Below are 14570 nucleotides of genomic sequence, written 5' to 3' on the forward strand. Positions count from 1 at the left end.
GACCGCCCCCGGAGGGGGCGGGCACGATGCCCCAGGCGACGTCAGCCGACCTTTTCGACGTCGGCGATGTCGATCGTGGCGGCGTCGCCCTGTTCGCGACTGTTCAGCATGAGCTCGCCGCGCTCGGCGATGCTCTCGTTGGGGATGAGGAAGGTCAGCCTGCCCTCGGCCCTTTCGCCCGCCTTGATGGGCTGCCACAGGTCCTCGTCGGCTTCGCCGCCCAAGGGCTCCGATGCGGGGTAGATCTGGTCGGGTCCCCTTAGGCGCTGCCAGTCGGCTTCCAAGTCGATCTGCTCGCCGGAGGTGTTGCGCACGCTGACCGCGAAGATGCAGTAGGTGCCGCCGGTGGGGGTGGACCGGTCCGGGACGTCCAGCGTGCACTCGTACTCGCGCACGTTGAACTCCATCCGGCCGTCGCTGCCCGCACCGGGTTCCGGGGCCTCACTGGACTCACTGGGATCCGGGCCGGCCGCGGAGTCGGAGCCCTGGCCGTCCTGGTCCTGCTGCCCGGCGCCGGCCGGGTCCTCGGCGCCGGCACCCGCCCACCCCGGCCAGCTCAGCCGGTTGAGGCCCAGCAGGGTCAGCACGGTGAACAGCAGCAGCACCAGCACCGCGGCGATCACGGCCGTGATCGCGACCCACCGCATGCGCCGCTTGGCCGGCTGCACAGGACGGTGCGGCGGCGGTGGGACCGGCGGCACGTAGGGCTGGGAGTGGGGCCGGGTGGCCGTCGGGGGGTGCTCCTGCGGGACCTGGGGGATCGGCCCGGTCTGCTGCGGCGACGCCACCGGGAACTGCCCGGTCTGGTGCACCGGGTGCTGGGCGACGCCGCCCGGCCGCTGCATCGGCTGGCTCATGTTCGCCGGCATCGGGGCGTGCTGCGGCGCGGGATAGGGGGGCGGCGGGGGACCGGGAGGGCCCTGCGGCGGCGGCCCGGGCCTGCTGATCCCCGGCATGTTCTGGTGCGGGTTGGGCGGCGGCGGGCCCATCGGCGGCATGGGCGGCATCGGCGGGAGGTTGTTGGGCCGCCAGGTCTGGGTCAGCCGCGCGCTGACGAAGTCGTTGCCGGCGCTGCTGGGGTCCTCGCCGCCGGCGAGCTCCAGGAGCAGGTCCTGGGCCTTGGGCCGGCGGTCGGGCTCCTTGGCGAGGGCCTTGGCCACGAGCCGGTCCAGCGGGCTGTCGAGGTCGCCCAGCTGCGGCTCGGCGAAGAGCACCCGCTTGCCCAGCGTCATGGCGTCGCCGTTGCCGAAGGGGTGCGCGCCGTTGCCCGCGAACGCCACCAGGCAGCCCCACGCGAAGATGTCGGCCGCGGTGGTGACCTTCTCCTCCAGCAGCTGCTCGGGCGCCATCCACCCCGGGCTGCCCATGACGATGCCGGTCTGGGTGTGGTTGGTCATCGTGTTCATCGCACGCGCGATGCCGAAGTCGATGACCCGCGGCCCCGAGAGCGACAGCAGCACGTTGGCGGGCTTGAGGTCGCGGTGCACGAGCCCCGCCCGGTGGATCGCGGCGAGTGCCGCGGCCACGCCCAGCGCGAAACCGTGCAGGGTGCTGGAGTCGAGCGGCCCCTGCTCGGCGATGTGCTCCGCGAGCGCGGTCCCCGCGATGTACTCGGTGACCATGTAGGGCCGGTTCTCGAAGGTGCCGTGGTCGAGGACCTTGGCGGTGCAGAACGACGCCACGCGGCGGGCGTTCTCCATCTCATCGTGGAAACGCGCCCGGGTGGCCTCGTCGAAGGCCAGCTCAGGGCGGATCACCTTGATCGCGACCTGGGCATCCTTGTCAGGGGTACGGCCCAGGTAGACCGTCCCCATCCCTCCACTTCCCAGACGCCCGGCCACGACGTAGGGACCGATGGTCGCCGGATCTCCGGCGGCCAGCGGTTCCAGGTTCTTTGGGAGCCCATCCGACGGCAAGCGACCCTCCCCGACGGTGTCCAAACTCCGTCTGGCCCCCAAGGTAGCGGGGATTGTGCCCTGATACCCACCCGTGCAGGCCACAGTGCCCTGTTCGGGGCGGCCGCGACGTGCGACAGGGGGTGTGATCGGTAGCGGAACGCCCACCATGATGGGTGAAACGCGTGGACCGCACAAGCGTCCCATTGCGGGGATGTGGGCTCACGTGGGTGGGGGTTCCTTTACGATCTAGGACTCGTGACCGCTATGACCGCCGTAACCGTACGGGTACCCGCGAAGGTGAACCTTCAGCTGGCGGTGGGGCCTGTGCGCGGAGATGGATACCACGATCTGGTCAATGTGTTCCACGCAGTTGCGCTGTTCGACGAGGTTACCGTTCGTGAGGCGCGCCCGCGCGCAGAGCGCCCCCTCGTCGGGCTGAGCGTCTCGGGGGATCTCGGCCCGCACCTCGCCCGCGTCCCGCTCGACGACACCAACCTTGCGGCGCGCGCCGCGCGTCTCGTGGCACGTGAGACGCCTGCCGCCGCGCCGGTCGACCTGCACCTGCACAAGCGGATCCCCGTCGCCGGGGGGATGGCGGGCGGCAGCGCCGACGCCGCCGGTGCGCTTGTGGCATGCAACACATTCTGGTCCGCGGGCCTCTCCCAGGGCGATCTGCTGGCGCTCGCCGCCGAACTGGGCAGTGACGTCGCGTTCCCCCTCGTGGGCGGGACCGCCGTGGGCACCGGCCGCGGCGAGGTGCTCACCCCCGTCGACAGCCCCGGCCGCTACCACTGGGTCTTCGCCCTCGCGGAGGGCGGGCTGTCCACACCCGACGTGTTCGCCGAATACGACCGGCTGCGCCCCGGCGCCCCGGCGCCCGAAGGCGACCCGGAGCTGATGGCGGCGCTGGCCGCGGGCGACGCCGCGCGCCTGGGCGCGGCTCTCTCCAACGACCTGGAGCCGGCGGCGGTGTCCCTGCGGCCCGATCTGGCCGGGGTCCTGGACACCGGGCGCGCCGCGGGCGCGCTGGGGGCCCTCGTCTCGGGGTCGGGTCCCACCTGCGCGTTCCTCGCCGCGTCGGCAGCGGGGGCGGTGGAGATCGCCGCCGTGCTCGACGCATCGGGGCGGTGCGCGGCCACCGTCACGACCGAGGGGCACGCAGGACGCGCTGAGGTCGTGGCCCCCGTGGCGGGGCGCTGACCGCATCCCGGGGTTCGCCCCTGCTCAGACCCCGCCCTCGCGCGCGGGCTTGAGCAGCGGGGCGCCCGGCCCCTGCGCCGCCAGGACGTCGTCCTGGTTCTGGAGGTTGCACGACTTCAGCGACAGGCAGCCGCACCCGATGCACTCCCCGAGCCGGTCGCGCAGCCGCTGGAGCGCGTCGATGCGGGTGTCCAGCTCGGTCCGCCACTGCTCCGACAGGCGGGCCCAGTCGGCGACGGTGGGCGTGCGGCCGTCGGGCAGGGTGCGCAGCGCCTCGTGGATCTGCGTGAGCGTCAGCCCCACCCGCTGCGCGGCGGAGATGAACGCCAGCCGGCGCAGCGTGTTGCGGTGGTAGCGGCGCTGGTTGCCCGCGGAGCGTTCGGCCGTGATCAGCCCGCGCTCCTCGTAGAAGCGCAGGGTGGTCGGCGGCACGCCGCTGCGGTCGGCGAGCTGGCCGATACTCAGGCGGACCGGCAGGTGGGACACGTCACATCCTCCAATGCGGCCGGGCGGGATCGCGCGGTTGACCTCTAGTTAACTCGAAGTCCGAGACTGGGCGCATGTCCACGACGACGCTTTCCCGGTACGCCGACCTCCCGGCCCTCATCGGACTCATGACCGGCGACGAGAAGCACCAGGCGGCGGCCGAGTCGACACTCGACGCGCTGTGGGTGCTCTACGACCGCGTCCTCGACATCACCCCCGAGACCGCCGACCACCCCGACCGCGACCGGTTCCTGCTCTCCAAGGGACACGGCCCGGCCGCCTACTACGCCGTCCTCGCCGCCAAGGGGTTCCTCGACGTCCGCACGCTGCGCCGGTGGGCGGAGTTCGACTCGCCCCTGGGCCACCACCCCGACCGCGTCCTCGTCCCCGGCGCCGAGATCGGCAGCGGCTCGCTCGGGCACGGGCTCGGCCTCGGCGTCGGCGTGCACCTGGGCCTGCGCGCGCAAGGCCGCACCACGCCGCGCGTGTTCGTCCTCGTCGGCGACGCCGAACTCGACGAGGGCAGCAACCACGAGGCCATCGCCGTCGCCGGCCGGCTCGGGCTGGACGGCCTCACGGCGATCGTCATCGACAACCGGTCGGCCACCCACGGCTGGCCCGGCGGCATCACCGAGCGGTTCGCACGCGAGGGCTGGGCCGCCCGTTCCGTCAGCGGGCGCGACCACACCTCGCTGTACGAGGCGCTGACCCTGCCCCACCGCGGCCGCCCGCTCGCGGTCGTCGCCCGCGTGAACCCGAAGGGATGAAGGCCATGACCATCGCCGTACCGGAGCACACGCACGTCGTCGACCAGCCGATGCGCGACGCCTTCGTGGCGACCGTGACCGCCGCGCTCGACACCGACCCCCGCCTGGCCGTCGTCCTGGCCGACATCTCGGCCGACCGGTTCACCGAGGCCGCCGCCCGCCACCCCGGCCGGGTCGTCAACGTCGGCATCCGCGAGCAGCTGCTCATCGGCGTCGCCGGAGGGCTGGCGCTCACGGGCATGCGCCCGATCGCGCACACCTTCGCGCCCTTCCTCATCGAGCGCCCCTTCGAACAGGTCAAGCTGGACCTGGGGCACCAGGACATGGGCGCCGTCCTGGTCAGCAGCGGCGCCTCCTACGACGGCGCGGGCTACGGGCGCACCCACATGGCGCCCGGCGACGTCGCCCTCCTCGACACCCTCCCCGGCTGGACCGTGCACGTCCCCGGGCACGCCACCGAGGCCGAGCGGCTGCTGAAGGCCGCCTTGCGCGGCGACGATCGGGTCTACGTGCGGCTGACCGAGCGGGGCAACGCAGCGGCGCGGCCCGTCGGCGAGGGCCTGGTCGCGGTCCGTTCCGGCTCGGGGCGCTCCAGCGGGGTGGTGGTGGCGGTCGGGCCGATGCTGGACCGGGTGCTCGCCGCCACCGAGGGCCTGGACGTCACGGTCGCCTACGCCGCCACCGTCCGGCCCTTCGACCACGCGGGGCTCAACCGGCTGGTGGCCGCAGCGGGGCAGGCCGACGTCCTCGTGGTCGAGCCCTACCTGGCGGGCACCTCGGCGCACGAGGTCGCCGCGGCGCTCGCCGACCGCCGCCACCGCCAGCGGTCGCTGGGGGTGGGTCGCGAGACCGAGCTGCGCGCCTACGGCGACCCCGCCGACCACGACCGCGCCTACGGCCTGGACACGGCGGGCATCGCGGCGGCGGCCCGGGAGTTCTTCCTGGTCTGACGCCCCGGCGAGACACGAAGTGGCGCCGTGAGCAGGGGGCCGGCGCCGCGGTGCGGGTGCCGCGGAGGACGGCCGCGGCACCGGGCCGGGCCGCGCCGGAGCGGAGCCGCCCGGCGCCGGGTGGTCCGGCCCGCCTCCCACGGCGGCGACAATGGATTCAAGATGAATCTGATCAACCTTCAGGACGTGTGCCTCGCCTACGGCCCCCTGGTCCTGCTCGACCGCGTCTCGCTCGGCGTCGACGAGGGCGACCGCATCGGGGTGGTGGGCCGCAACGGCGGCGGCAAGTCCACCCTCGTGTCCGTGATCGCCGCCCTCACCGAACCCGACTCCGGCCGGGTGATCCACGGGCGCGGCCTGCGCGTGGGCTTCCTGCACCAGCGCGACACCTTCCCCGAGGACACCGTCGGCGACTTCGTGCTCGGCGAGCGCGCCGAGCACGAGTGGGCCGGCGACGCCCGCGTCCGCGATGTCCTGCGCGGGCTGCTCAGTGGGTGGAGCCTGACCACCCCCATGTCCGCGCTGTCGGGCGGGGAGCGCCGCCGCGCTACCCTCGCCCGGCTGCTCATCGAGACCCACGACGTCATCGTCCTGGACGAGCCGACCAACCACCTCGACATCGAGGCCATCGCCTGGCTCGCCGAGCACGTGCGCGGACGCCGCGAAGCCCTGGTGGTCGTCACCCACGACCGGTGGTTCCTGGACGCGGTGACCACCCATACCTGGGAGGTCGTCGACGGCCGGGTGGAGCGCTACGAGGGCGGCTACGCCGCCTACGTGCTGGCCAAGGCCGAGCGGCAGCGGCTCGCCGCGGCCGCCGAGGAGCGCCGCCAGAACCTGATGCGCAAGGAGCTGGCCTGGCTGCGCCGCGGCCCGCCCGCGCGGACGTCCAAGCCGAAGTTCCGGATCGAGGCGGCCAACTCCCTCATCGCCGACGAGCCCCCGGTGCGCGACACCGTGGAGCTGGTGCGGTTCGCCAGCGCGCGCCTCGGCAAGACCGTCATCGACGTCAAGGACCTGGTGCTCATCGCGGGCGACCAGGTGCTCGTCGACGGCGTCACCTGGCAGCTGGGCCCGGGCGACCGGATCGGCCTGGTGGGGGTCAACGGCTCGGGCAAGACCACACTGCTGCGGGCCCTCGCCGGGGAGCGGGAGCCCGACGGCGGGTTCGTCCGCCGCGGCAAGACCGTCAGCCTCGCGCACCTGTCGCAGAACCTGGAGGAGCTGCCCGCCGACCGGCGCCCCCTGGAGGCGGTGGAGGAGGTCCGCAAGTACGTCACCATCGGGCGCAAGGAATACTCCGCCAGCCAGATGCTGGAGCGCTTCGGGTTCCGCGGCGAGCGGCAGTGGACCCCGATCGGCGACCTGTCGGGGGGTGAGCGGCGCCGCCTCCAGCTGCTGCGGCTGCTGATGGACGAGCCGAACGTCCTCCTCCTCGACGAGCCCACCAACGACCTCGACATCGAGACCCTGACCGAGCTGGAGGACCTGCTCGACGGCTGGCCGGGGTCGCTGGTGCTGGTCAGCCATGACCGGTACTTCCTGGAGCGCATCACCGACCGTGTGCTGGCGCTGATGGGCGACACGTCGCTGCGGTTCCTGCCGGGCGGCATCGACGAGTACCTGGCCCGAAGAGCCGAGTCCGCCGAGACGGGCACGGTCCCGGTGACGGGGGAATCGGCCGCCGAGCCGGAGTCGGCGGCCAGGCCGTCGGTGTCGGCGGCGGACCGCCGCGCGGCCCAGAAGGAGATGCAGCGCACCGAACGCCGCATGGACCGCATCAGCGCCCGGGAGACCGAACTCCACGCGCTGATGGCAGAGGCCGCCGACGACTACACCCGGCTGGCCGACCTGGACGCGGAACTGAAGACCCTCCAGGCGGAGAAGTCGGACCTGGAGGAAGCCTGGCTCGCGGCGGCGGAGCAGCTGGGGGAGTAGGACGTAGCCCGTGGGTCCGGGCGAGAGCCCGGACCCACCATTGATCAGGTCGTGAGGCCGAGCTCGCTCAGGCTCTTGGCGGTCACAGCGCGGGCAAGCCACTCTTCCAGCCGGTCTTCATCGCCACAAGCCCTGATTTCATCGAGGGCGACATCGGAGACTTCGACCCCGCGGCGGACGAGGATTCGGATAATCCCATCAGCCACTCCTCTGCAATAGTGCTTCCGGGCGAAGTCGGTCCGATAACGCGTCAGCCGGATCATGGATCAACCCCTCTCCCGGTCAGGCATCGAGGTCCAGATCATCGATGCTCGTGGCGATGATGGCTTGCCGGAGCCAAACGTCGAGAAGGTACGTGTCCTTGCAGTCCATGATGCGATCGCGCGTGGCCTCGGGGACCTCGATACCACGCTCGGTGAGGACGGCGATGATGCTCTTAGCCTCGCCCCTGGCCTCACCCAGAGCCTGGCCCAGGGCTACGCCCTGGGTTTCTCCTTCGGCCCTTCCGCGGTTGTAGTGCCGCGACGCATAGCTGGGGCCGGGAATGCGGATCTGCGTGCCGTCCAAGATGTCCTCCAGTTGCTTGCGGGTGTACTCGGGAAGGCCGGCGATCAGGAAATTAGTGTAGCTGTCCTCTACCTCGACATCATCGATGCTCTCAAGGCACTTGATGAAGGCGTCAAGGGGTGACGACAGCGTCGGCGCGAAGTTCTGTCGGTACGGCGTCACCGAGGTCGCCGGAGTCGAGTCGCGCCTCGTTGTAGGGGGGCATGTCGCCCCCGACGTCCCGCGCAGGCCTGGGTGCCAGGTCGGGCCTGCTCTGGAATAGTTGAATGAGCCATTCATGCTCAATAGTCGGCATGAGTGGAAGCTATCGGGGAAATGAATCCACGATGGCGGATCCAAGGTCTTTCGTGGGAATCCACCGTCAGTGGGTATTTGGGTCGACCCTATTCATCCAATGGGGACAATATCGACCGCAACAACGACGCCAAAGCCGTCCTGTTTTCCGCCGAAACGCCAGAAAGAAGAGATTCCTCGTACGTCAGCAGATCCGCCAGCGCCGCATCCACCCGCTCTCTCCCCTCGTCGGAGAGGCGCACCAGTACGCCCCGCTTGTCCGCCGGGTCGGGGCGGCGGCGGACGAGGCCGGCGGCTGCCAGGCGGTCGATGCGGTTGGTCATGGTGCCCGATGTGACCAGGGTGGCGCGCAGGAGGCGGCCGGGGCTGAGTTCGTAGGGCGGGCCCGAGCGGCGGAGTTCGGCCAGGACGTCGAACTCCCACGGCTCAAGGGCGTGGTCGGTGAACACCGTCCGGCGGGCGCGGTCGAGGTGGCGGGCCAGCCGGGAGACCCGGCTGAGGACCTGGAGTGGTTCGACGTCGAGGTCCGGGCGTTCCGCACGCCACGCCTCGACCAGACCGTCAACCTCGTCGCGCATACCCGCAGTTTATCTCTTGATATCAAGATAGTCGCGCTGTCCCGGCGGCCACCGGAACGCCATCGGGACGGGTGTCCTCCCGTCCCGATGGTAGCGGTCACTCGCCCCGGCGCCGGGGCGACGGCGGGGCGCTGTCGAGGCGGGGCCGCGCTTCCAGGTTGGACAGGCCGTTCCAGGCCAGGTTCACCAGGTGCGCGGCCACGACGTCGCGCTTGGGCTTGCGGACCTCCAGCCACCACTGGCCGGTCAGCGCCACCATGCCCACCAGCGACTGCGCGTACAGCGGGGCGAGCTTGGGGTCGTACCCCCGCTCCCGGAATTCCTCGGCCAGGATGTGCTCGACCTGGGTCGCGATGTCGCTGATCAGGCTGGCGAAGCTGCCCGTGCCCGAGGCCGCGTGGGAGTCGCGGGCCAGGATGCGGAACCCCTGGCTGCTCTCCTCCACGTAGCGGAGCAGGGCCGACGCCGCGTTCTCGATCTTGCCGCGGGCGTGGTCGGCGGTCAGGGACTCGCCGACCATGCCCAGCAGCTTCTGCATCTCACGGTCCACGACGACGGCGTAGATGCCTTCTTTGCCGCCGAAGTGCTCGTAGACGACGGGCTTGGAGACGCCGGCGCGCGCCGCGATCTCCTCGACGGAGGTGGCATCGAAGCCGCGCTCGGCGAAGAGCTCCCGACCGATGTCGAGGAGCTGTTCCCGGCGCTCCTTGCCGGTCATGCGCTTCCTACGCGACCGGCTCTTCTGCTCGCTTCCGGCTCCCATGATGGCCACTCACCCTAGTACCTCGATCGGCGCTATCACCGAGCTGCTCCTGCTTGAGACCCGGCCTCAGGCGCTGACGCGCTTGGCCGCGAGGCGCTCGGCGTTGGGCCAGCGGACCTTGGTCGCCCAGCCCAGCTTCTCGAACGCCCAGATGACGCGCGCGGAAATATCGATCTGGCCCTTGAGCACGCCGTGGCGCGCGCACGTGGGGTCGGCGTGGTGCAGGTTGTGCCAGGACTCCCCGAAGGAGGGGATGGCCAGCCACCACACGTTGCGCGATCGGTCGCGGACCTCGAAGTTCTCCTCGCCGATGGTGTGGCAGATGGAGTTGATGGACCAGGTGACGTGGTGCAGCAGCGCGACGCGGACCAGCCCGGCCCAGAAGAACGCGGTGAGGGCGCCCCACCAGGACATCGTGACGAGCCCGCCGATGAGGGCCGGGCCCCCCAGGCTGAAGACCACCAGCGGCACGAACAGCTTGTCGACCAGCCGGATGTCCTTGTCCTTGAGCAGGTCGGGGGCGAACCGCTTGGGCGAGGTCTTCTCCTCGTCGAGGTAGAGCCAGGCCATGTGCGCGTAGTAGAGGCCCTTGGCGACCGAGCGCCAGTCGTCGCCGAAGCGCCACGGGGAGTGCGGGTCGCCCTCGGCGTCGGCGTACTTGTGGTGGCGGCGGTGGTCGGCGACCCACTTGATGACGCTGCCCTGGATGGCCAGGCTTCCGGCGACCCCGAGCGCGATGCGCAGCCCCCGGTTGGCCTTGAAGGATCCGTGGGTGAAGTAGCGGTGGTAGCCGACCGTGATGCCCAGGCCGCTGATGAGGTAGAAGACGGCGCCGATGGCGACGTCGGTGATGGTCAGGCCCCATCCCCAGGCGACCGGCACGGCCGCGGCCAGCGCCAGGAGGGGGATGAAGACGAACGCGAAGACGGTGTAGCGCTCTGCCTTGCCCCGGCCCTCGGGATCCAGCTCGGGTTCGGGGGTGCGCTTGGTCGCGGAGTCGAGCCCGATCTCGGGTACTGCGGTCATATCCCCACCTCGTCAAGGACGGCCGTGCGACAGGAGGGGTGTGGACGCGCGGGGTCCCGCTTCCGCCACCCGACCGCTCGGCGGTCGCCGTAACTTATACCTACGTAACCGTAACCTACGCTGACGTAGGTTTGGCAAGTGCCCCGGCGACCTTCCCGCCCCGCCTTCCCGCCCGGCCCCCCGCCCGGCGCGCGCGTCCGCAATCGAGATGACCAATCCGGCCGGACGGGCTATCGTTGCCACCGACGGGCCGGAGATCCGGGAGGCCGCGCCGAAGGCGCGTTCGACCCCCGGGCGACCGTCCGATCCCGGGTGATGTAATCGGCAGCATCGCTGACTTTGACTCAGTTCGTCCAGGTTCGAGCCCTGGCCCGGGAGCTCCACTCCGACCGCTCCGACCGCGGCACACCCTCCGCCGCACCCGTCGACGGGCCGGCCCCGGCCTTCCCGCGCGGCCCGTTCCGGCGCGCCGCGCCCGCCGCCCCGGCGCCCGGTTTCCCCGCGCTTTCCCCGATATCCACGGCGACCCCCGCCACGTGCACGACCGCGCCGTCCGTCCGGGATAGGCACATGTATCCTTCCCATGTCGGCGCCGGGAGGCGACGTCCGCGCCTGCCCTCGACGCCCTGCGCCGCGCCGTGCACGGGCCCGTTCCGTGGCCCGCACCGCGCCGGCGCGAGCACACAACCTTGTCTATGCGTACAGTCATCCGCCAGCGACATGAGGAGTCTCCGCCCGTGAGCGTGAGCCGCCCGGCTGCCGTCATCGTCCTCGCAGCGGGCGAGGGCACCCGAATGAAGTCCCGGCGTCCCAAGGTCCTGCACGAGATCTGCGGCCGCAGCATGCTGGGCCACGTCCTCGCCGCCGCCGCCGAGTCCGGCCCCGAACGCACCGTCGTCGTGGTCGGGCACGGCCGCGAACAGGTGACGTCGCACCTCAAGGACACCGCTCCCGGTGTCACCACCGCGCTCCAGGACCGGCAGAACGGCACCGGCCACGCCGTGCGCATGGCGGTCGAGGAGTTGCAGGCCCAGGGCGTCGCCCTGTCGGGGACCGTCCTGCTCACCTACGGCGACACCCCGCTGCTGCGCGGCGAGACCCTGACCGGGCTGATCGCCGCGCACGAGTCCGCGGGCAACGCCGTCACGGTGCTGTCGGCCCGGGTGCCCGACCCCACTGGCTACGGCAGGGTCGTCCGCGACGCCTCCGGCGCGTTCACCGCGATCGTCGAGCACGCCGACGCCACCGAGGACCAGCGGGCGGTCGACGAGATCAACTCCGGCATGTACGCCTTCGACGGCGCCCTGCTGGCCGACGTCGTCACCCGGCTGTCCACCGACAACGCCAAGGGCGAGGAGTACATCACCGACGCCGTGGCGATCCTGCGCGGCGACGGCCACCGGGTCGACGCCGCGCTCGCCGGCGACTGGGTCGAGATCCAGGGCGTCAACGACCGCGTGCAGCTCGCCGAGGCCCGCCGCCTGCTCAACGACCGGCTGCTCACCGTGCACATGCGCGAGGGCGTCACCGTGGTCGACCCCGCCACCACCTGGGTCGACGCCGACGTCCGGATCGGCCGCGACGCCGTCATCGAACCCCAGACCCAGCTCCAGGGGGGCACCGCCATCGGGGAGGGCGCCCACGTCGGCCCCGGTGCGCTGCTGCGCGACACCACGGTGGGCGACGACGCCGTCGTGCGCCACGTGGTCGCCACGGAGGCCGAGATCGGCCCCGGCGCCACCGTCGGCCCCTACGCCTACCTGCGCCCCGGCGCGGTGCTGGGCGAGCGCGTCAAGATCGGCACATTCGTCGAGGTGAAGAACTCCACCCTCGGCGAGGGCACCAAGGTTCCCCATCTGACCTACGTCGGCGACGCCGACATCGGCGTCGGCGTCAACATCGGCGCGTCGTCGGTGTTCGTCAACTACGACGGCGTCACCAAGAGCCGCACCACCATCGGAGACCACGCCCGCACCGGCAGCGACAACATGTTCGTCGCGCCCGTGAACGTCGGCGACGGCGCCTACACCGGCGCCGGAACCGTGGTCCGCGAAGACGTCCCACCCGGTGCGCTGGCGGTCCCAGCGGTCGGCCAGCGCAACATCGACGGGTGGGTCGAGCGTAAGCGCCCCGGAACCCCCGCGGCCGAGGCCGCCGAGCGGGCCTCCCGGGGCGAACAGCGGCAGCAAGGCGAATGACTGTGTCTGTGGGGGATCTGAAAGTGACCGGCATGAAGGCCGCGGGTCAGAAGAAGCTCATGCTCTTCTCCGGGCGTACCCACCCGGAGCTGGCCAAGGAAGTGGCCGAACAGCTGGGGATCGACGTGGCGCCGACGAGGTTCCAGGACTTCGCCAACGGCGAGATCTTCGTGCGCTACCTGGAGTCCGTCCGCGGATGCGACGCGTTCGTGCTGCAATGCCACTCCAGCCCGATCAACGAGTCGGTCATGGAGCAGCTGATCATGGTGGACGCGCTCAAGAGAGCGTCCGCGAAGCGCATCACCGTGGTGACCCCGTTCCTGGCCTATGCCCGCCAGGACAAGAAGCACCGGGGCCGCGAGCCGATCTCGGCGCGGCTGATGACCGACCTCTTCGGTACCGCGGGGGCCAACCGCCTCATGGCGGTCGACCTGCACACCGACCAGATCCAGGGGTTCTTCGACGGCCCGGTCGACCACCTGTTCGCGCTCCCGCTGCTGGCCGACTACGTGCGCTCCCGGGTCGCCGGCGAGCAGTTCACGGTGGTATCGCCCGACGCCGGGCGCGTGCGCACCGCCGACCGGTGGGCCGACCGCCTGGGGGCGCCGCTGGCGATCATCCACAAGCGGCGCGACCCCGATGTCGCCAACGAGGTCAAGGTGCACGAGGTCGTCGGTGACGTCGAAGGCCGCACCTGCATCCTGGTCGACGACATGATCGACACCGGGGGCACGATCGTGAAGGCGGCCGACGCCCTGTTCGACCAGGGGGCCAGCGACGTGATCGCGGCGGCCACGCACGGGGTGCTCTCCGGGCCGGCGGCCGAGCGGTTGCAGAACTCCCGGATCTCCGAGGTCGTCATCACCAACTCCCTCCCCATTCCCGCGGAGCGCGACTTCGACAAGCTCACCCAGCTGTCCATCGCCCCCTTGGTGGCCCGCGCCATCAGCGAGGTCTTCAGCGACGGCTCGGTCACCAGCCTCTTCGAGCAGTGAGCCCCGGCGGGGCGGGGGCGTGCGGCCCCTGCCCCGCGCGTATGTCGTGAGTCGTCGGCGGAGCCAGTAGACTTGATCGGGTGTCCCCGTGTCCGCGGGATCGCGTGCCTGCGTCGCCTCCCCCCGAGGCGGTGGGCGCGGCCCGGGCCCGGCGCGGTCGTGTATTCCCCGCCTCGCGGGTGGTTCCGCACCGTTGCTTTTCCCGTCCATGCGGGAGCGTTTCGTAGAAGTCGTGTTCCCCGTTCTGCGGGGATGATCCCGAGGAGTTTTGTCGTGTCCGAGGTACGCATCGCTGCCGAGCCGCGCACGGAATTCGGCAAGGGCGCCGCACGGCGCGCCCGCCGCGCGGGTAAGGTGCCGGCCGTCCTCTACGGCCACGGCACCGAGCCTCGCCACATCACGCTTCCGGGCCATGACCTCATGCTGGCCCTGAAGACCCCCAACGTGCTGCTGCGGGTCGACGGCATCGGCGGCGCCGACAACCTCGCGCTGCCCAAGAGCGTCCAGCGCGACGCCATCAAGGGCTTCCTCGAGCACGTCGACCTGCTCGTGGTCAAGAAGGGCGAGAAGGTCACCGTGGAGATCCCGGTGACCCTGGCCGGCGACGTCGCCTCGGGCGGCGTCCTCAACCAGGAGCTGGTCCAGGTCGAGGTCGAGACCGAGGCCACCCACATTCCCGAGGGTGTGGAGTTCAGCGTCGAGGGCCTCGAGGCCGGCGCCCAGGTCACCGCCGGCGACCTGAAGCTGCCGTCGGGCACCGCCCTGGTGACCGACCCCGAGTCCATCGTCCTCATCGTCTCCGCCCCGCGCGCCGAGGTCGAGGAAGAGGCCGCCGAAGGTGCCGCCGAGGAAGAGGCGGGCGCCGAGGCCGCCGAGGCCGCGGCCGAAGAGTCCGAGTGACCGGTCGCTG

14 protein-coding genes and 1 tRNA gene are annotated in these 14570 nt (G+C 71.5%); 8 read left to right on the forward strand and 7 right to left on the reverse strand.

Going from position 1 to position 14570, the window contains the following annotated elements; genetic code table 11:
* Positions 1-41: 41 nt before the first annotated feature.
* On the reverse strand, positions 42-1916 hold the full coding sequence (locus ACFOVU_RS02670; RefSeq protein WP_378529650.1) for a serine/threonine-protein kinase: 1875 nt from the start codon (positions 1914-1916) through the stop codon (positions 42-44).
* 246 nt (positions 1917-2162) lie between these two features.
* On the opposite strand from ACFOVU_RS02670, the gene ACFOVU_RS02675 reads away from it, so the two are divergent.
* Entirely contained in the window at positions 2163-3098 is a 936-nt protein-coding gene (locus tag ACFOVU_RS02675; protein ID WP_378529651.1) for a 4-(cytidine 5'-diphospho)-2-C-methyl-D-erythritol kinase, read from the forward strand.
* A 24-nt stretch (positions 3099-3122) separates the two neighbouring features.
* Here ACFOVU_RS02675 and soxR read toward each other — a convergent pair whose 3' ends face one another.
* On the reverse strand, positions 3123-3584 hold the full coding sequence (gene soxR / locus ACFOVU_RS02680) for a redox-sensitive transcriptional activator SoxR (RefSeq protein WP_378529652.1): 462 nt from the start codon (positions 3582-3584) through the stop codon (positions 3123-3125).
* 74 nt (positions 3585-3658) lie between these two features.
* Between soxR and ACFOVU_RS02685 the strand changes: the two genes are divergently transcribed.
* The 3 genes from ACFOVU_RS02685 to ACFOVU_RS02695 all read left to right on the forward strand — a co-directional run bounded on the left by ACFOVU_RS02685 (position 3659) and on the right by ACFOVU_RS02695 (position 7239).
* The gene (locus ACFOVU_RS02685) at positions 3659-4351 is read left to right on the forward strand and encodes a transketolase (protein WP_378529653.1); all 693 of its coding nucleotides are present in this window, start codon (positions 3659-3661) and stop codon (positions 4349-4351) included.
* Positions 4352-4356: 5 nt separating this feature from the next.
* The gene (locus tag ACFOVU_RS02690; protein WP_378529654.1) at positions 4357-5301 is read left to right on the forward strand and encodes a transketolase family protein; all 945 of its coding nucleotides are present in this window, start codon (positions 4357-4359) and stop codon (positions 5299-5301) included.
* A 162-nt stretch (positions 5302-5463) separates the two neighbouring features.
* On the forward strand, positions 5464-7239 hold the full coding sequence (locus tag ACFOVU_RS02695; RefSeq protein WP_378529655.1) for an ABC-F family ATP-binding cassette domain-containing protein: 1776 nt from the start codon (positions 5464-5466) through the stop codon (positions 7237-7239).
* 44 nt (positions 7240-7283) lie between these two features.
* On the opposite strand, the gene ACFOVU_RS02700 is transcribed toward ACFOVU_RS02695, so the two are convergent.
* The 5 genes from ACFOVU_RS02700 to ACFOVU_RS02720 form a co-directional block, all read right to left on the reverse strand.
* Complete coding sequence (locus ACFOVU_RS02700; protein ID WP_378529656.1) at positions 7284-7502, reverse strand: hypothetical protein; 219 nt, start codon at positions 7500-7502, stop codon at positions 7284-7286.
* Between the two features lie 19 nt (positions 7503-7521).
* Positions 7522-7968 carry a hypothetical protein gene (locus tag ACFOVU_RS02705; protein WP_378529657.1) on the reverse strand — a complete coding sequence of 149 codons (447 nt, stop codon included), beginning with the start codon at positions 7966-7968 and terminating at the stop codon, positions 7522-7524.
* 221 nt (positions 7969-8189) lie between these two features.
* Positions 8190-8678: a MarR family winged helix-turn-helix transcriptional regulator gene (locus tag ACFOVU_RS02710; protein ID WP_378529658.1), complete on the reverse strand. Its 489-nt coding sequence runs from the start codon at positions 8676-8678 to the stop codon at positions 8190-8192.
* A gap of 97 nt (positions 8679-8775) precedes the next feature.
* Positions 8776-9441, reverse strand: a complete 666-nt coding sequence (locus ACFOVU_RS02715) for a TetR/AcrR family transcriptional regulator (RefSeq protein WP_378529659.1) — start codon at positions 9439-9441, stop codon at positions 8776-8778.
* Positions 9442-9507: 66 nt separating this feature from the next.
* Complete coding sequence (locus ACFOVU_RS02720) at positions 9508-10467, reverse strand: acyl-CoA desaturase (protein WP_378529660.1); 960 nt, start codon at positions 10465-10467, stop codon at positions 9508-9510.
* 306 nt (positions 10468-10773) lie between these two features.
* On the opposite strand from ACFOVU_RS02720, the gene ACFOVU_RS02725 reads away from it, so the two are divergent.
* From ACFOVU_RS02725 to ACFOVU_RS02740, 4 genes are all read left to right on the forward strand, one after another.
* Positions 10774-10845, forward strand: a tRNA-Gln gene (locus ACFOVU_RS02725).
* Between the two features lie 359 nt (positions 10846-11204).
* Complete coding sequence (glmU, locus tag ACFOVU_RS02730; RefSeq protein ID WP_378529661.1) at positions 11205-12665, forward strand: bifunctional UDP-N-acetylglucosamine diphosphorylase/glucosamine-1-phosphate N-acetyltransferase GlmU; 1461 nt, start codon at positions 11205-11207, stop codon at positions 12663-12665.
* Positions 12666-12688: 23 nt separating this feature from the next.
* Positions 12689-13660, forward strand: a complete 972-nt coding sequence (locus ACFOVU_RS02735) for a ribose-phosphate diphosphokinase (protein ID WP_378529662.1) — start codon at positions 12689-12691, stop codon at positions 13658-13660.
* 273 nt (positions 13661-13933) lie between these two features.
* Positions 13934-14560: a 50S ribosomal protein L25/general stress protein Ctc gene (locus ACFOVU_RS02740; RefSeq protein WP_378529663.1), complete on the forward strand. Its 627-nt coding sequence runs from the start codon at positions 13934-13936 to the stop codon at positions 14558-14560.
* Positions 14561-14570: the final 10 nt, after the last annotated feature.

It is taken from the genome of Nocardiopsis sediminis (assembly GCF_042650565.1).
In the GTDB taxonomy this organism is placed as follows: domain Bacteria; phylum Actinomycetota; class Actinomycetes; order Streptosporangiales; family Streptosporangiaceae; genus Nocardiopsis_B; species Nocardiopsis_B sediminis.